General features: G+C 64.4%; 14 protein-coding genes. 6 read left to right on the forward strand and 8 right to left on the reverse strand.

The genetic code is table 11. The features are described 5' to 3' along the window. Position 1: 1 nt before the first annotated feature. Positions 2-1561: a glycogen synthase GlgA gene (glgA, locus tag CAG18_RS05235; RefSeq protein WP_013973326.1), complete on the reverse strand. Its 1560-nt coding sequence runs from the start codon at positions 1559-1561 to the stop codon at positions 2-4. Positions 1562-2155: 594 nt separating this feature from the next. After that, positions 2156-2323, reverse strand: coding sequence for a DUF6026 family protein (locus tag CAG18_RS27060; RefSeq protein ID WP_015270996.1), 168 nt, complete (start codon positions 2321-2323; stop codon positions 2156-2158). A gap of 164 nt (positions 2324-2487) precedes the next feature. Here CAG18_RS27060 and gnd point away from each other — a divergent pair, with 164 nt between their 5' ends. From gnd to CAG18_RS05255, 4 genes are all read left to right on the forward strand, one after another. Continuing rightward, positions 2488-3510 (forward strand): phosphogluconate dehydrogenase (NAD(+)-dependent, decarboxylating), encoded by a 1023-nt coding sequence (gnd, locus tag CAG18_RS05240; protein ID WP_143492639.1) that lies wholly within the window; start codon positions 2488-2490, stop codon positions 3508-3510. Continuing rightward, positions 3507-5012 carry a glucose-6-phosphate dehydrogenase gene (zwf, locus tag CAG18_RS05245; protein WP_085720530.1) on the forward strand — a complete coding sequence of 502 codons (1506 nt, stop codon included), beginning with the start codon at positions 3507-3509 and terminating at the stop codon, positions 5010-5012. Before gnd ends, zwf begins: the two co-directional genes overlap by 4 nt. Positions 5013-5156: 144 nt before the next feature. Next, positions 5157-6953 (forward strand): glycoside hydrolase family 15 protein, encoded by a 1797-nt coding sequence (locus CAG18_RS05250; protein WP_085720531.1) that lies wholly within the window; start codon positions 5157-5159, stop codon positions 6951-6953. A gap of 299 nt (positions 6954-7252) precedes the next feature. Beyond that, entirely contained in the window at positions 7253-7873 is a 621-nt protein-coding gene (locus tag CAG18_RS05255) for a TetR/AcrR family transcriptional regulator (protein WP_015270992.1), read from the forward strand. A 183-nt stretch (positions 7874-8056) separates the two neighbouring features. On the opposite strand, the gene preA is transcribed toward CAG18_RS05255, so the two are convergent. The 3 genes from preA to hydA form a co-directional block, all read right to left on the reverse strand. Further along, on the reverse strand, positions 8057-9331 hold the full coding sequence (gene preA, locus CAG18_RS05265; protein WP_015270991.1) for an NAD-dependent dihydropyrimidine dehydrogenase subunit PreA: 1275 nt from the start codon (positions 9329-9331) through the stop codon (positions 8057-8059). Then, on the reverse strand, positions 9332-10699 hold the full coding sequence (locus tag CAG18_RS05270; RefSeq protein ID WP_054573016.1) for an NAD(P)-dependent oxidoreductase: 1368 nt from the start codon (positions 10697-10699) through the stop codon (positions 9332-9334). It abuts the gene before it with no gap. A gap of 165 nt (positions 10700-10864) precedes the next feature. Beyond that, the gene (hydA, locus tag CAG18_RS05275; RefSeq protein WP_085720533.1) at positions 10865-12304 is read right to left on the reverse strand and encodes a dihydropyrimidinase; all 1440 of its coding nucleotides are present in this window, start codon (positions 12302-12304) and stop codon (positions 10865-10867) included. Between the two features lie 340 nt (positions 12305-12644). On the opposite strand from hydA, the gene CAG18_RS05280 reads away from it, so the two are divergent. Together CAG18_RS05280 and CAG18_RS05285 are read left to right on the forward strand one after the other, a co-directional pair. Then, positions 12645-14135: an NCS1 family nucleobase:cation symporter-1 gene (locus tag CAG18_RS05280; protein WP_085720534.1), complete on the forward strand. Its 1491-nt coding sequence runs from the start codon at positions 12645-12647 to the stop codon at positions 14133-14135. A 136-nt stretch (positions 14136-14271) separates the two neighbouring features. Continuing rightward, on the forward strand, positions 14272-15555 hold the full coding sequence (locus CAG18_RS05285) for a Zn-dependent hydrolase (RefSeq protein ID WP_085720535.1): 1284 nt from the start codon (positions 14272-14274) through the stop codon (positions 15553-15555). A gap of 141 nt (positions 15556-15696) precedes the next feature. On the opposite strand, the gene CAG18_RS05290 is transcribed toward CAG18_RS05285, so the two are convergent. The 3 genes from CAG18_RS05290 to CAG18_RS05300 form a co-directional block, all read right to left on the reverse strand. Then, complete coding sequence (locus CAG18_RS05290; protein ID WP_085720536.1) at positions 15697-16236, reverse strand: AAA family ATPase; 540 nt, start codon at positions 16234-16236, stop codon at positions 15697-15699. Positions 16237-16270: 34 nt separating this feature from the next. Next, the gene (locus CAG18_RS05295; RefSeq protein ID WP_085720537.1) at positions 16271-17230 is read right to left on the reverse strand and encodes a ribonuclease Z; all 960 of its coding nucleotides are present in this window, start codon (positions 17228-17230) and stop codon (positions 16271-16273) included. Positions 17231-17407: 177 nt separating this feature from the next. Then, on the reverse strand, positions 17408-17953 hold the full coding sequence (locus CAG18_RS05300) for a lipocalin family protein (protein WP_013973308.1): 546 nt from the start codon (positions 17951-17953) through the stop codon (positions 17408-17410). Positions 17954-17975 lie beyond the last annotated feature (22 nt).

Consider the following 17975-nt stretch of genomic DNA (forward strand, 5'->3'; position numbering starts at 1 on the left):
TTCAGTAGTGGCTGTGCTGCGCCTGCTTGACCAGGTCCTCGTACAGACGTGCATAGGGCTCCACGGCCTGGCACCAGTTGAACGGTTGGGTCATCGACAGGCAGCGCATGGCATTCAGCAGGTCCTTCTTGCCATATACATAGAAGGCGCGGCTGAGTGCCTCGCGATAGCTCTCGACGGTGGACTCGTTGAACAGGAAGCCGGTAACGCCGCACTCGATGGTGTCGGCCAGGCCACCGGTCTTGCGCGCTACCGGCAGCGAGCCGAAGCGCTGTGCGTACATCTGGCTGAGGCCGCATGGCTCGTAGCGAGACGGCATCAGCAGGAAGTCGCTGCCGGCGAACATGCGCCGGGCATCGGTTTCGTTGAAGCCGATGCGCACGCCGATACGGCCCGGGTGGCGTAGCGCCAGTTCGCGCATGGCCTGCTCTTCTTCCGGCTCGCCGCGGCCGATGATCGCGATCTGCCCGCCTTGCTCGACGATGTAGTCGGCCACACCCAGGGTCAGGTCCAGGCCTTTCTGGTAGACCAGGCGCGAAACCACTGCGAACAAGGGCCCTTCGGAGGGCTGCAGTTCGAACAGCGCGCGCACTTCCTGGGCATTGCGCGCCTTGCCTTCCCAGTCGTTGATGCTGAAGTTGTGCTGCAGGTGCTTGTCGGTGGCCGAGTCCCAGCTTTCGTCGATGCCGTTGGGAATGCCGCCGAGCAGGCCTTGCTGGGCCTTGCTGGCGAGGAAACCGTCCAGGCCGCAGCCAAATTCCGGGGTAGTGATTTCCCGGGCATAGGTGGCGCTGACCGTGGTGATGTGGCTGGCGTAGGCCAGGCCGGCCTTGAGGAACGACAGCTTGCCGTAGAACTCCATGCCTTCCTGCTGCATGGCGTGTTCGGGGATTGCCAGTTCCGGGCTGCAGCCGCGGCTGTACACACCTTGGTAGGCCAGGTTGTGGATGGTGAACAGGGTTGGCGTGCTCAGCCCGCGCCAGTGCATGTAGGCCGGTGCCAGGCCGGCGGGCCAGTCGTGGGCGTGCACCACTTCGGGCTTCCAGTGGATCCTGCCTTCGCCGGCGGCGATTTCGGCGGCGGCCAGGCCCAGGCGGGCGAAGCGGATGTGGTTGTCGGGCCAGTCGCGGCCGTTGTTGGCACCATAGGGAGTGCCGTCACGCTGGTACAGCTCGGGGCAGATCAGCACATAGATGACCAGGCCGTCGGCCATGTCCATGCGCCCGATCTTGCACGGCGGCAGTGCGGCGTGGCCACCCAGTTCACCGACGATGTGGATGGGGTTGTCGCTTTCCATCACCTGCCGGTAGCCGGGGATCAGCACCCGCACATCGTGCAGGTGCGCCAGGGCACGGGGCAGGGCTGCGGACACGTCTCCCAGGCCACCGGTTTTCACCAGGTCGGCGATTTCCGAGGTCACGAACAAAATCTTGCGCTTGTTGCGGTTGTGCTGGCGCTGGGCGCCGGGTGCCTTGCCTGTCGTGGCGAAGTCCGGGGTTAGCGGTTCGCGGTTGTCCGGGTTGAATGAATCTACGTGAGGCTCGACAGCGGCACTGATCATACTTCTCTCCGTCCCTATGCTTGGCCGGGTGCTGGCACCCGTGGCGATGTTTCGTGTTGGTTCTCTCTGATTCTGGATTCTGCGTAGTGCGTTCCATGCCCCAGGGTCGTGCACGCAGGCACGGCGCGATCGGCATTCCGGCCGAAGGCGATTGGGCTGGTGGGGTATGTGGGCCGATGCAGGGAAGTCCCTTTGCGTTTGGCCTACTTAGTTCCTGACCTGCCCGCGTTCCGGAAAGTTCGACTTTTTTTCGTCACTCTTCCGTTGAGCAAATGGCGGGCCGAAACCCGAGTGTAGGAGAGAAATAGATGAAAAGGTGACCCGCTGGTCACTATTGTCATGCCGCGGAATAGACGCAAACGTTGGCGTTTGTGACCAGAAGTGAAAAGGTGCGGGCGGGGGTATGGGGATGGTGCGCCAAATTGTGGCTTTCAGGTGCTGATGCACCAGAGTGGGGCGCAAGGCAGATGTTGGATTCTTTCGCAGTCTTCGTGGGAGCGGGCGTGCCCGCGAAGAGGCCGGGCCTGGAAAAGAGGAATCAGAGAGAGACAAGCAGGGTGGGAGCCGTTCAGCTCCCACGAGAAGAAGGTACAATCAGAGGCTGACAGCTTTGTCTTCAGCGCGTTGTTGCGCCAGCAGCAGGTTCAGTTGGGCGACCTGCTGGCGCAGCTGGTCACGTTCGTCCTTCAGTTTACGCAGCTCATCACGGCGCACGGAGACATAGAGGGTCTGGGTTGGGGTTGCAGGCATCAAAGTACCCATGGACACACCTCGCGGTTTTGGCTGGTGACAAGTTAAAGCGTAGACGCTTCACGCGGGCGCATTCTGAATTCTTTCGCAGGTCTTGGGAACTTTTTTGTTTATCGTGGTCCCGCCGTTCGTCGCTGAACCCTCGAGCGGTACGCTGGACTAATCTGGAAAGCTGGATTGTGTTGTCATTTATTTCGAAAGGGGAGCATCGGCTCATGCAACTGGGAATCATCGGGCTGGGCCGCATGGGCGGCAATATCGCAAGGCGCCTGATGCGCGCAGGCCACCGTACTGTGGTGCATGACCGCAACCGTGAGGCCATCACCGGTCTGGAGGGCGAGGGCGCCCAGGGTGCGCACGACCTCGGTGCGCTGGTACAGAAGCTGAAAGCGCCGCGCGCGGTGTGGGTCATGTTGCCCGCCGGCGAGCCCACCGAGCAGACCATCGCCCAACTGGCCGAACTGCTGGAGCCGGGCGATGCGATCATCGACGGCGGCAACACCTTCTACAAGGACGACATGCGCCGCGCCGCCGAACTGGCCAAGCGCGGGCTGCATTACCTGGATGTCGGCACCTCGGGCGGTGTGTGGGGCCTGGACCGTGGCTACTGCATGATGATCGGTGGCGAAAAGGAAGTGTTCGAGCGCCTGGAACCGCTGTTCAAGGCGCTGGCCCCGGGCGTGGGTGACATCCCGCGTACCCATGGCCGCAGCGGCGAGCACCAGCGTGCCGAGCACGGCTACATCCATGCCGGCCCACCCGGTGCCGGGCACTACGTGAAAATGGTGCACAACGGCATCGAATACGGCCTGATGCAGGCATACGCCGAAGGCTTCGACCTGCTGCGCAGCAAGGGCGGCAACGAACTGCCGGAAGACCAGCGTTTTGACCTGAACGTGGCCGAAATCGCCGAAGTGTGGCGGCGTGGCAGCGTGGTTACCTCGTGGCTGCTCGACCTCACTGCCGATGCGCTGGTGGCCGACCCGCAGCTGTCGCAATTCAGTGGCTCGGTGTCCGACAGTGGTGAGGGCCGTTGGACCATCGACGCCGCCGTCGAGCAGGCGGTGCCGGTGCCGGTGCTGTCCAGCGCGCTGTTCGCCCGCTTCCGCTCGCGCCAGCAGCAAGGCACCTATGGTGACAAGATTCTCTCGGCCATGCGCCTGGGCTTCGGTGGCCACGTCGAGAAAAAAGCCGAATGACCAAACAGAGCATTCCGGCTGCTCCGCCATGCACCCTGTTCCTGTTCGGCGCCAATGGCGACCTGGTAAAGCGCCTGCTGATGCCGGCGCTTTACAACCTCAGCCGTGACGGTCTGCTGGACCGCAACCTGCGCATTGTTGGCGTCGACCATAACCCGGCCACTGCCGAGGAATTCGCCGAACGCCTGCACGCGTTCATGGTCGAGCGTGACAAAGGCGGCGAGGGCACGGCCAAGTGCCTGGATGAGAAGCTCTGGGCACGCCTGGCCAAGCGCCTGGATTACCAGACCGGCGATTTCCTCGACCCGGCCACCTACCAGGCCCTCGCCAAGCGCATCGACACGACCCGCCATGGCAACGCCATCTTCTACCTGGCGACCTCGCCGCGCTTCTTCCCCGAAGTGGCGCAGCGCCTGGGCCAGGCCGGGATGCTCGACGAATCGGCCGGTGGCTTTCGCCGGGTCGTGGTGGAAAAGCCCTTCGGCACCGACCTGGCCAGCGCCGAGGCGCTCAACGCCTGCCTGCTGAAGGTGATGGGCGAGCGGCAGATCTACCGCATCGACCATTACCTGGGCAAAGAGACGGTGCAGAACATCCTGGTCAGCCGGTTCTCCAACGGCTTGTTCGAATCGTTCTGGAACAACCACTACATCGACCATGTGCAGATCACCGCCGCGGAAACCGTCGGCGTCGAGACCCGTGGTGCGTTCTATGACAGCACCGGTGCGCTGCGCGACATGGTGCCCAACCACCTGTTCCAGTTGCTGGCGATGGTGGCCATGGAGCCCCCGGCCGCGTTCGCCGCCGATGCCGTGCGCAGCGAAAAGGCCAAGGTGGTCGGCGCCATCCGCCCATGGTCGGCAAAGATGGCCCTGAAAAATTCCGTGCGTGGCCAGTACGGCGCCGGAAAACAGGGGCGCAAGCAGTTGCCTGGCTACCGCCACGAGCCCAACGTCGCGGCGGATAGCCAGACCGAGACCTATGTGGCGCTCAAGGTGATGATCGACAACTGGCGCTGGGCCGGCGTGCCGTTCTACCTGCGTACTGGCAAGCGCATGAGCGTGCGTGATACCGAAATCGCCATCTGCTTCAAGCCTGCGCCCTATGCGCAGTTCCGCGAGTCGGAGCTGGAGCGGCCCAAGCCCAATTACCTGAAGATCCAGATCCAGCCCAACGAAGGCATGTGGTTCGACCTGCAGGCCAAGCGCCCCGGGCCGGAGCTGGTGATGGAGAATGTCGAGCTGGGCTTTGCCTACAAGGACTTCTTCAAGATGACCCCGGCGACCGGCTACGAAACGCTGATCTACGATTGCCTGACCGGTGACCAGACCTTGTTCCAGCGGGCTGACAACATCGAGAACGGCTGGCGCGCGGTGCAGCCGTTCCTCGATGCCTGGGCCCAGGGCGGCGAGGTGCATGAGTACCCGGCCGGTGAAGACGGGCCCGAGGCCGGCAATGAATTGCTGGCGCGGGACAAGCGCGAGTGGCATCGGTTGGGGTGAGTTTTTTGTAGAGCCTGTGCCGGCCCTTTCGCGGGCACGCCCGCTCCCACAGGTATTGCACCGCCTTCACGGGCTGTGGTGCACCTGTGGGAGCGGGCGTGCCCGCGAAGAGGCCGTCACAGGCAAACACACAAAGGAGCCCCAATGCCTGCCCACATCGAAGACTATGCCCTGCTGGGCAACTGCCGCAGCGCCGCCCTGGTCAGCCGCGATGGCTCGCTCGACTGGCTGTGCCTGCCACGCTTCGACGCCCCCGCGGTATTCGCCGCACTGCTGGGCAACGAGGAAAACGGCCGCTGGCGCCTGGCCCCCTGCGACCCGGTCGAATACAGTAGCCGCCAATACCTGGACGATACCCTGGTGCTGGAAACCACCTGGGTCACCGCCACCGGCCGCGCCCGTGTGCTCGACTTCATGCCGCTGGGCGAGGTCAACTCGCTGGTGCGTATCGTCGAGGGCCTCGCAGGCGAAACCAACTTCGAGATGGACCTGGTGATGCGCTTCGACTATGGCCGCAGCGTGCCCTGGGTAGAACGGCTAGACCCGCTGACCCTCAGCGCCGTCGCCGGCCCCGACCGGCTGATCCTGTGCAGCACCGTCCCCCCGCATGCCCGTGACCAGCACACGGTCGCCCGCTTTCGCGTTGGCGCGGGCGAACGCCAGGTGTTCAGCCTGCGCCACCAGCCCTCGCACCTGCCGGTGCAGCCCGGCTGTGATATCGACCAAGCGCTGGCGCAGACCATCGACCAATGGCAGGCCTTCGCCGCCCGCTGCCCACAGGTGGGCCCATATTCCGCCCTGGTGCGCCGTTCGCTGCTGACCCTCAAGGCCATGACCTACGCGCCCACCGGCGGCATCGTTGCCGCCGTCACCACCTCGCTGCCCGAGCGCATCGGCCACGAGCGCAACTGGGACTACCGCTTCTGTTGGCTGCGCGACGCGACCATGACCCTGCTGGCCTTCATGAACCTCGGCTACTTCGACGAAGCCCAGGCCTGGCGGGAATGGCTGTTCCGCTCGGTGGCCGGCAACCCCGAGCAGATGCAGATCATGTACGGCCTGGCCGGTGAGCGCGACCTGCAGGAATACACCTTGCCGTGGCTGGCCGGCTACGAGCACTCGCAACCGGTGCGGGTGGGCAACGCAGCGTCAGGGCAGATGCAACTGGACATCTACGGCGAACTCGCCGATGCCATGACCCAGGCAATAAAGGGGGGCTTGCCCCGCCATCCACGTAGCGCCGCCATCTCACGACTGATCCTGCCTTACGTCGAGCGCATCTGGCGCCAGCCGGACGAGGGCATCTGGGAAGTGCGCGGCGGCCGGCAGCAGTTCGTGCACTCCAAGGTCATGGCCTGGGTTGCCTTCGACCGTGCCGCAGGGCTGGCCGACACCACCGAGGAAGGCCGCGAGCGTGGGCAGCACTACCGCCAGGTGGCTGACGAGATTCGTCGTGAAGTATGCGCGCGGGGTCTGGACCCCAGCGGCCGTTTTTTCGTCCAGGCCTATGGCTCGACCGAGATGGACGCCAGTTTGTTGCAGATTGCCCTGACCGGCTTCCTGCCGGCTGATGACCCACGCTTTTTGCGCACGCTTGAACAGGTCGAACAGCGCCTGATGAAAAACGGTCTTCTGCTGCGCTATGACAGCGACAGCTGTAGCGATGGCCTGACTCCAGGGGAGGGCACCTTCCTGGTGTGTTCGTTCTGGCTGGCCGACGTATATGTTCTGCTAGGTCGCCAGGCAGAAGCGCAGGCACTGTACGAACGCCTGACCGGCCTGTGCAACGACGTTGGCCTGCTGGCCGAACAGTACGACCCGGCGGGCCAGCGCATGCTTGGCAACTTCCCCCAGGCGTTCAGCCATATCGGCATCATCAACACCGCACTGAACCTGCACCGCGCACAGTGCCCGGTGCGTGATCGGGCGAGCTGTAGCTAAGTCAGGTGGCGGTCTCCCCCTGTAGGAGCGGCCTTGTGTCGCGATCGGGCTGCAAAGCAGCCCCGGCAATTCATGCAGTGAGGCTGAAATCCCGGGGGCGCTACGCACCCCTTTCGCGACACAAGGCCGCTCCTACAGGGATTGCGCTGGCTTGGAGTAAGCGGAGTAGACTAGGGCATACCCCTTCGGCACGGAACACACATGGGCATTCGCGGTACTGATCGGCAGATCGACAACATCGAGTTCAATTTCATCTACCCAGACGGTTATGAGCTGGCGGTGTGGACGGCCCAAGCCTGATGGCCAATCACAAGATCGAAATCCGCCGGCGCAATATCGAGAAGATCCTGCAGGCGGCGGAAAAGGTGTTCGCCGAGAAGGGCTACGGCGCCACGTCGATGGGTGATATCGCAGAGCAGGCCGAGCTGCCGCGTTCCAACCTGCATTATTACTTCAGCACCAAGGACGATCTGTTCCGCGCAGTGCTGCAGGACCTGCTGGATGTGTGGAAGCAGGACGCGCTGTGCTTCGAGAACTTCGACGACCCGCGCGTGGTGCTGACCAGTTACATCCGGGCGAAGATGGGCCACTCGCGCTCGCGGCCGCTGGGCTCGAAGATCTGGGCCGAAGAGATGCTGCATGGGGCGCCGGTGCTGGGGGTGAACCTGGATGAAAGCCTGGTGCCCTGGGCCAAGCTGAAGGAAGCCAAGATCCGCCGCTGGGTGGAGGAGGGGCGCATCCTGCCGGTGGAGCCGTCGGCACTTTTGTACATGATCTGGGCCTCGACCCAGCACTATGCCGACTTTGGTTACCAGGTGACGTTGCTCAATGGCGGGGAGGCGTTGTCGGACATGGCCTTTGAAAATGCCGTGCAGACGGTGACCAGCGTGATCTTGCGGGGGATCGGGCTGGAGCCTTGAACCGACGTTGCATGCTGCCGCGGTCCTATTGTGGGAGCGGCCTTGCGTCGCGAAAGGGCTGCGCAGCAGCCCCGGCAATTCACGCTGCGAAGCTGAAATCCCGGGGCCGCTTCGCGCCCCTTTCGCGACACAAGGCCGCTCCCACAAAAAGGACCGCGTCAGTCGGTGGGGTAGAAGACTGCCTCAACTGGCCTCGCGGTAGGGATTACGCGGGTCCTGCGTCCAGTTCAGGTACGGCTTGCCGGTATCCTGGGCCACCATCTCGATGCAGCTCTCCACCGGGCAGGTGATCTGGCACAGGTTGCAGCCCACGCATTCCTCTTCGATCACGCTGTAGATATGCGTCCCGTCAGCCTGCAACGTACTGGCAATCGCCTGGTGCGAAGTGTCCTCACAGGCAATGTGGCAGCGCCCGCAGCCTATGCATGCTTGCTGGTCGATGTGCGCCACCGACTTGTAGTTCATGTCCAGGTACTTCCAGTCGGTGGTATGCCCCACCGCCTGGCCGCGGAACGCTTCGATGTTGGGGTGCCCGTGCTGGTCCATCCAGCGCGCCAGGCCGTCCTTCATGTCCTCGACGATGCGGAAGCCGTGCAGCATCGCTGCCGTGCACACCTGTACAGCGCCACTGCCCAGGGCCATGAACTCGGCTGCGTCACGCCAACTGCCGATGCCGCCAATGCCACAGATCGGCAAGCCGAGCGTTTGCGGGTCGCGGGCGATTTCCGCGACCATGTTCAGGGCAATCGGCTTCACCGCCGAACCGCAATAACCACCATGGGTGCTCTGGTCGCCAACGATGGGGTGGGCGACCATGCGATCGAGGTCGACGCTGGTGATCGAGTTGATGGTATTGATCAACGACACCGCATCCGCCCCGCCACGGTGCGCGGCGCGGGCCGACTGGCGGATATCGGTGATGTTCGGCGTGAGTTTGACGATCACCGGCAGCGAGCAGTACGTCTTGCACCAGCGGGTGACCATTTCCACGTACTCCGGCACCTGGCCGACCGCCGCGCCCATGCCGCGCTCCGGCATGCCGTGCGGGCAGCCGAAATTCAGTTCGATGCCATCGGCCCCGGTGGCTTCCACCAGCGGCAGTATGAACTTCCACGAGTCTTCCACGCAGGGCACCATCAGCGACACGATCAGTGCGCGGTCGGGCCAGTCCTTCTTCACCTGGGTGATTTCGCGCAGGTTGATGTCCAGTGAGCGGTCGGTGATGAGCTCGATGTTGTTGATGCCCTGCACCTGGCGGTTGGGGCCGTAATGCGCCGAGTAGCGCGACGACACGTTGACTGCCGCCGGGTCTTCACCGAGTGTTTTCCACACTACGCCACCCCAGCCGGCCTCGAAGGCGCGGACCACGTTGTAGGCCTTGTCGGTTGGCGGAGCGGAGGCCAGCCAGAAGGGGTTGGGTGCCTTGATGCCGGCAAATTCGATGGACAGGTCGGCCATTTACGCAGCCTCCACGTTGAGCATGAGTTGGGCATGGATGGCTTCGGCGGCCAGCTTGCCGTGTTGCACGGCCTGGACGGTAAGGTCCTGGCCCAGGGCGGTGCAGTCGCCGCCGGCATAGACGCCCGGCAGGCTGGTCTGCATCGTTTCGTCGACGCGGATGCGCTCGCCGTCGCGCGCCAGTTGTGCGGCCACCGGGTCGACGAGGCTGGCGTCGTCGAAGCGTTGGCCGATGGCCTTGAAGATGGCATCGGCAGCCAGTTCGAAGGTTTCGCCGGTGTCGCGCAGGCGGCCGTCTGCCAGCTCGGTGCGGGCAAAGCGCATACCGCGCACCTTGCCGCTGTCGTCCAGCAACACGGCATCGGGGCGGGCCCAGGTATGCAGGCGCACCTGGTTGGCCTTGGCGATATCCTGCTCGTGGCCGGTGGCGCCCATGTCGGCATGGCCACGGCGGTACACCAGGTTGACGTCGCGGGCACCCAGGCGGCTCATCTGCACGGCCATGTCGATGGCGGTGTTACCGGCGCCGATCACCAGGCAGCGGTCGGCGAGGGGCAACTGGCTCAGGTCGTCGGCCTGGCGCAGTTCGCGTATGTATGCGGTGGCGGCGAGCAGGCCGGGGGCTTCTTCATCAGGCAGGCCGAGCTGGCGCACGGCATTCAGGCCCAGGCCGAGGAACACTGCGTCGAATTGGTCGCGCAGCTCGCCCAGGCCAAAGTTGCTGCCCAGGCGCTGGCCATGGCGGATCTCGATGCCGCCGATGCCGAGCAGGAATTCCACTTCACGCTGGGCATAGTCGTCCACCAGCTTGTAGCGGGCGATTCCGTACTCGTTGAGGCCACCGGCCTTGTCGCTGGCCTCGAACACCACCACATCATGCCCGTGCATGGCCAGGCGGTGGGCACACGACAGCCCGGCAGGGCCGGCACCGACCACGGCGATGCGCTTGCCGGTGGCCGGCGAGCGTTGGAACGGGTGCTCGGTGAAGTGGGCGTTGTCCAGAGCATAGCGCTGCAGCTGGCCGATCAGCACCGGTGCGCATTCCTGCGCGTTGTTGCGCACGCAGGCTTGCTGGCAAAGGATTTCGGTGGGGCAGACGCGGGCGCAACTGCCGCCGAGGATGTTGGCCGAGAGGATGCGCTCGGCGGCGCCTTGCAGGTTTTCGTCGCTGATGCGGTGGATGAACGACGGGATGTCGATGTCACTGGGGCAAGCGTTGACGCAGGGGGCGTCATAGCAATATAGGCAGCGTGCGCTTTCGACGGCGGCCTGGCGGGCGGTGAGGGGTGGGGCCAGGTCGCTGAAGCGCTCGGCCAGCTGGTCGGCGCCGGCCCGTGGGCGCGGCAAGTGGTTCAGGGCGTCGATCACGGTTGTAGCCTCTCTATTTTTTTTGGATGCAGGCGACAAGCATTGCGGTGGTTTCTGGGGCCGCTGCGCGCCCCATCGCGACACAAGGCCGCTCCTACAAGGAACCGCGCACTCCTGTAGGAGCGGCCTTGTGTCGCGATGGGCTGCGCAGCAGCCCCAATGGCTTCAACGCTGCACGGGCGTCGGCCGCTGCACTTCGGCCCTGCGCCCCAGCACCTCGTACACCGACGGATACGCCGGCCGTTCCACATACCGGCCCGCGCCTTTTTCCGCACGCAGGTCGCCATCGGCCCAGAGCACCTTGCCCTGGCTGATGGTATGGCTGGGGATGCCGCGCACGGTACGGCCTTCGAAGATGTTGAAGTCCACCTGCTGGTGGTGGGTCTTGGCCGAGATGGTGCGCGTGCCTTGCGGGTCCCACAGCACCAGGTCGGCGTCGGCACCAACACGAATGGCACCCTTGCGAGGGAAAAGGTTGAAGATTTTCGCGGTGTTGGTGGAGGTCAGCGCAACGAACTCATGCATCGACAGGCGCCCGCTGTTGACCCCTGCATCCCACAGCACCGCCATGCGGTCCTCGATGCCGGCAGTGCCGTTGGGGATACGGCTGAAATCGGCGCGCCCCATGGCTTTCTGCTCGGCGCAGAAGCAGCAGTGGTCGGTGGCGGTGGTGTGCAGGTTGCCCGATTGCAGCCCACGCCACAGCGCCTCCTGGTGTTCACGCGGGCGGAACGGGGGACTCATCACGTAGCCTGCGGCGGTGGCCCAGTCAGGGTCACGGTAGACGCTGTCATCCAGCAGCAGATGGCCGGGCAGGACTTCGCCGTAGACCGGCTGGCCCTTGCCTCTGGCATAGGCGATTTCATCCAGCGCTTCGCGGCTGGAAACGTGCACCAGATACAGTGGTGTGCCCAGCGTCTCGGCAATGCGGATGGCTCGGCTGGCCGCTTCACCCTCGACCTGGGATGGGCGTGACAGCGGGTGGGCTTCCGGCCCGGTCAGGCCCTGGGCCAGCAGTTTTTTCTGCAGGTGGTACACCAGCTCGCCGTTCTCGGCATGCACGGTGGGCACTGCACCCAGTTGCAGGCAGCGCTCGAAGCTGGCCACCAGGGTGTCGTCGGCGGCCATGATCGCATTCTTGTAGGCCATGAAGTGCTTGAAGCTGTTCACCCCATGTTTGGCCACCAGTTCGCCCATCTCTTCGGCTACCTGCTCGCTCCACCAGGTAATGGCGACATGGAAGCCGTAGTCGCTGGCGCTTTTCTGCGCCCAGCCGCGCCAGGTGTGGAAGGCCTCAAGCAACGACTGCTGCGGGTTGGGGATGACGAAGTCGATGATCGAAGTGGTGCCACCGGCCAGGCCCGCGGCGGTGCCGCTGAAGAAATCCTCGCTGGCCACCGTGCCCATGAACGGCAGCTGCATGTGGGTGTGCGGGTCGATGCCGCCGGGCATCAGGTACTGGCCACTGCCGTCGAGGATCTGGCAGTCGGTGGGCGGTTCGAGGTTTTGCCCAATGGCACGGATCAGGCCATCGGCACACAGGACATCAGCGGGGTAACTCTCTTCGTGGGTGACCACGGTGGCGCCACGGATCAACAGGGACATGCCGTTTTCCTCGCAGGCTGACCGGTCTGGGCCGGTTCTTGGAGTTTTCTTGATGCAGGGCGGGCAGGGCGGTTAATCCTGTCAGGCCTGACAAGATTCGAGGCTAGATGCTGATCCGGGATTCGGCAAGAAAATTTTCCCATTAATTTTGTGGTTTTTAAGTGATTGAAATTAAAAGGTTAATTTAATTATGGGTGCTGGCTGCGTAGCTTTCTGATGCTTTGACTTACTTGACAAGATGAAAATCTGGTCGAGATTTTCAAGCACATGAACCGTGAGTACTCCGGCCATCGCATCAGCCCGATGGGCAACAACTAGAAGAAAATCTGGAGAAAGCCCCATGCAGCAGAGCAGATCGGAAGTGGTCGAGCGCGATGGCCTGTTCGAGCTGTCCGAAGGTAGCGATGTCCTCGACAGCCCGCGCTACAACCACGACATCGCCCCGACCAAGGTGCACCAGCGCACCTGGAACAAATGGCACATCACCGCCCTGTGGGTGGGCATGTCCATCTGCGTGCCCACCTACACCCTCGGTGGCGTGCTGACCGCCTACTTCGGCCTCAGCGTGGGCGAGGCCTTGCTGGCTATTCTGCTGGCCAACCTGATCGTGCTGATCCCGCTCACCCTCAACGCCTTCCCTGGCACCAAGTATGGCATTCCGTTCCCGGTGCTGCTGCGTTCGTCGTTCGGCATACTCGGCTCAAACGTGCCATGCCTGATCCGGGCGGTGGTCGCCTGTGGCTGGTTCGGCATCCAGACCATGTTCGGTGGCCTGGCTATCCACCTGTTCCTTGGCTCGGTGTTCGACGGCTGGAAGGCCCTGGGCGGCACCGGCGAGGTGATCGGCTTCATGATCTTCTGGTGCCTGAACCTGTGGGTGGTGCTGCGTGGCGCCGAGTCGATCAAGTGGCTCGAAACGCTGTCGGCACCGCTGCTGGTGGCGGTCGGCGTCGGCCTGCTGTTCTGGGCCGTGCCGCACATGTCGATGACCGAACTGCTGGCCCAGCCGCCCAAGCGACCGGAAGGGGCGAACATGCTCGGCTACTTCTGCGCCGGGCTTACCGCCATGGTCGGTTTCTGGGCCACGCTATCGCTGAACATCCCCGACTTCAGCCGCTATGCCCGCAGCCAGAAGGACCAGATTCTCGGGCAGATCTTCGGCTTGCCGCTGACCATGTTCCTGTTTGCTGCGCTGGGCGTGGTGCTGACCGCAGCCTCGGCGTCGCTGGTAGGCGAGACCGTGTCCGACCCGGTCAGCCTGATCGGCAAGATACACAGCCCGTTCTGGGTGGCCCTGGCCATGGCGCTGATCGTGATCGCCACGCTGTCGACCAATACTGCAGCGAACATCGTGTCGCCGACCAACGACTTCCAGAACATCGCCCCACGCCTGATCGGGCGCAGCCGCGCGGTGTGGTTGACCGGTTTCATCGGCCTGGCGCTGATGGGCCATGAGTTGCTGAAGAAGCTGGGCTGGATCGTTTCCGACCTGAGCCTGGAGAGCGTGTACTCCAACTGGCTGCTGGGGTATTCGAGCCTGCTGGGGCCGATCGCCGGGATCATGGTGGTGGACTACTTCCTGATCCGCCGGCAGGAGCTGGACCTGGCCGGGCTGTACCGTGACGACGTGTACCCGGCATGGAACTGGGCCGGTTTTGCCGCCTTTGCGTTGCCGGTGGCGCTGACCGTCATGGCGATTGGCAACAGCAGTTTCAGCTGGTTCTACGACTACGGTTGGTTCACCGGTTCGCTGCTGGGTGGGGCGCTGTATTACCTCTTGGCCCGTGTGGTCGCGCGCAGCCCCGCGCGGGTGGCCAAGCCCTTGCCGTGAGACCGCGCTGGCTTCTTCGCGGGCTCGCCCGCTCCCACAGGTACTGCACGGTTTTCCAGACCTGTGGTGATCCTGTGGGAGCGGGCATGCCCGCGAAGAGGCGGCACAGACAACAAAAAGCCTGAAGGAGAAACCCGTGACCCCAGTCAAAGAGATCCTGAAGACCACCGCCCACCACATCGACAGCACCCGCCTGTGGCAGTCCCTGATGGACCTGGCCCGCCTCGGTGCCACCGCCAAGGGCGGCGTGTGCCGCCTGGCCCTGACCGACCTCGACCGTCAGGCCCGCGACCTGTTCGTGCAGTGGTGCGAGGCCGCCGGTTGCACGGTCACCATCGACGCCGTCGGCAACATCTTCGCCCGTCGCCCTGGGCGTAACCCCAAGCTGCCCCCGGTGATGACCGGCAGCCATATCGACACCCAGCCCACCGGTGGCAAGTTCGACGGTTGCTTCGGGGTGATGGCCGGGCTGGAGGTAATTCGTACCCTCAACGATCTCGGCGTGGAAACCGAAGCACCGCTGGAAGTGGTGGTGTGGACCAACGAGGAAGGCTCGCGCTTTGCGCCGTGCATGATGGGTTCCGGGGTGTTCGCCGGCAAGTTCACGCTGGAGGAAACCCTGGCCAAACGCGACGCCCAGGGTGTCAGTGTTGGCGAGGCGTTGAACGCCATCGGCTACGCCGGCCCGCGTGCTGTATCAGGCCACCCGGTGGGGGCCTATTTCGAAGCGCATATCGAGCAAGGCCCGATCCTCGAAGATCAGGCCAAGACCATCGGCGTGGTGCTGGGTGCGCTGGGCCAGAAGTGGTTCGACCTGACCTTGCGCGGTGTCGAGGCCCACGCCGGCCCTACGCCCATGCACCTGCGCAAGGACGCCCTGGTCGGCGCGGCGGCAGTGGTTGAGGCAGTCAACCGCACCGCCCTCGGCCACCAGCCCCATGCCTGTGGGACGGTGGGGTGCCTGCAGGCCTACCCGGGCTCGCGCAACGTGATCCCGGGCGAAGTGCGCATGACCCTGGATTTCCGCCACCTGGAGGGTGAGCAGCTGAATGCGATGATTGCCGATGTGCGTGCGGTGATCGAGGCGACCTGTGCCAGGCATGGCCTCAGCCACGAACTGGTACCCACAGCCGATTTCCCGGCGTTGTACTTCGACAATACCTGTGTCGATGCCGTGCGCAAATCGGCGCAGGCGCTGGGCCTGCCGCACATGGACATCGTCAGCGGCGCGGGGCACGACGCGATCTTCCTGGCCGAACTGGGGCCGGCGGGGATGATATTCGTGCCGTGCGAGGACGGTATCAGCCATAACGAGATCGAGAACGCCACGCCCGAGGACCTGGCTGCGGGCTGCGCAGTGTTGCTGCGCGCGATGCTGGCGGCGTCGGAGGCGATTGCCAGTGGCCGATTGGCGGCCTAGCGCCGTCAGTATCAGGAGTACGCGCTTTTTGTAGGAGCGGCCTTGTGTCGCGATCGGGCTGCGCAGCAGCCCCAGGATCTTGAAGTAGACGCGGGCATCGCCGGGGCCGCTTTGCGGCCCTTTCGCGACACAAGGCCGCTCCTACAGGGGCCGCGCTGCCGGGGCGGGTTGGGTAAGATCTGCCAGACACGCCGCAATCTGCCGTTCACCTCGCAAATGCACCACCGGCACCTGCGGCCCTGTGGCCTGGCGGCTCGCCTCGATCCCCGGCCGATACCCCCGATCGAACGTCCATACGAACTTCAAAAAGGTCAGAAACGCCCGGTCCAGCCGCTCGGTACATCCCGCCGGCAGGTCCGGTCGGGGCTTGTTCAGCACACTGCGCAGGATCACCCGCTTGAGGCAGGTCAGTCTCGGCGTATCCAGCCAGATGACAAGGTCGGCCCGCGGCAGACGCAGGTCGAACGTGCGGCGGGCATAATTGCCCTCGCATACCCAAGCCTCCCCAGCCACCGCATCGCGCACGCGGGTACGGAAGGTCTCGGCATCCGGCTCGACCCAGCCGGTCTCCCAGAACAACGTATCGAGGTGCACCACCGGCACGCCCAAGCGTGCGCCTATCTGCCGGGCCAGGGTCGATTTGCCACTGCCGGCGTTGCCCAGAATCACGATGCGTTGCATGGCCAAGTCCTTTTGGAAAACCGGCCATGCTAAATCATCCGGCCGGTTCGAGACAGCCATCGCGCCCGATGTGATAGCGCTGCAGGTCCTGCGCCAGGGTAAGCTGCCCGCTGTAGTGGGCGAGGGCTTCGTCGCGCACGTTGTCGATGCTCGGGCTGCGCCGTGGGTCGTGCTGGTAGCGGGCGCTGAAATGCGTCAGCACCAAATTGCGCACGCCCGCAGTTTCGGCAAAGCGCGCCACCGCAGCTGCGGTGCTGTGGCCGAAGGTGACCCCCGTGCGCTCGACCACCGCCTGGGTGAACGTGGCTTCGTGCACCAGCACGTCCGCGCCCCTGGCGACGTCGGCCAACAGCTCGGGGTTGTCGTTGTCGCCGCACACGATCACCCGCCGCGGCGGGCGCGAAGGGCGCAAGTAGTCATTGCCGTGCAGCAACTGCCCGGCATGCTGCACCGTCAGGCCCTTGGCCAGGTCGCCCCACAGCGGGCCGCGGGGGATACCTTCGGCTTCCAGGCGCGGGATGTTCAGTCGCGGTTCGGGGTTGAGCTCGGTGAACACGAAGCCGACGCTCGGCACCCGGTGCGACAACTGTACGCTGGTCACTTCCAGGGCGTCACTGTGCCATTCCACCAGCTCTTCCACGGCCAGCAGGCGCAGTTCGAACGGCAGGAAGGTATCGCTGGCCACCAGCCCCTGGCGCACCCAGTCGTGCAGGGCGGCGGGCAGGACAAGGTCCAGCGGCTGGGTGCGCCCGCTCATGCCGGCGCTGGCCAGCAGGCCCGGCAGGCCGAAGCAATGGTCGCCGTGCACGTGGGTAATGAAGATGGCGCGCAGGTCGCGGATCGACAGCGGTGTGTGCAGCAGCCGGTGCTGGGTGCCTTCGCCACAGTCGACCAGGTACCAGTGGCTGCCACTGGCCTCGATCACTGCGGTACCGCTCACATTGCGTGCCTTGGTCGGCACGCCGGCGGAGGTGCCCAGGAACAGCAAATCCATGGTCGTGCTCCTTGTTTCAGCCCAGCAGTAACGTCTCCACCAGCGGACCGATGGGTGTCGGGCGGATGCAAGGTGCTGGTGGCGGCGTGGTACTCAACGGGTTTGTTCCTTCGAGATGATACGGGGCGCACACCTTAGCCGGATTGCCGCATGTCGTCGATGGCCCCCAGGTCTTGCCTACTCGGCCTGCCGCCAGATGAGCTTGCTGGTGTCATAGCCTTGCTCCCGGGCGATCGTCAGCAGTTGCTCGCGCATCTGGTCCGTGACTGCAGGCGTGCGCGAAAGCAGCCACAGGTATTCGCGGTTCGGGTGGCCGACCAAGGCTACGCGGTAGTCCTGGTCGTGGTACAGCACCCAGTACTCGCCCTTGGTCAGGCCGGGCGCGAGGCGGCTGAACCAGTTGTCGAAGCGCACCCAGAGCTTGTCGGTGCTGCCCGGTTGCTGGGCTTCGGCGATGCCCTTGGCCTGGTTCCACTGGCCGTCCTTTTCCTGGCAGCGGTTGGTCACGTCGAGGCGGCCGTCCTCTCGCAGGCCATACTGCGCCTCGGACTGCACGCAGTTGCGCTGGAAGAACATCGGCAGCCGGGCGAGTTCGTACCAGGTGCCCTGGTAACGTTGCAGGTCGACCTGCTGGGTACGCGGCGGTGCCGGGTGATCGTTGCCGGCGCAGCCGAGCAGGGCCAAGGTCATGCAGGAAAGCAGCAACGTGGTGCGTAGCGCCATGGTGAACCTCCTTGATACGGAC

It is taken from the genome of Pseudomonas sp. B22(2017) (genome assembly GCF_002113105.1).
GTDB lineage: Bacteria > Pseudomonadota > Gammaproteobacteria > Pseudomonadales > Pseudomonadaceae > Aquipseudomonas > Aquipseudomonas asiatica.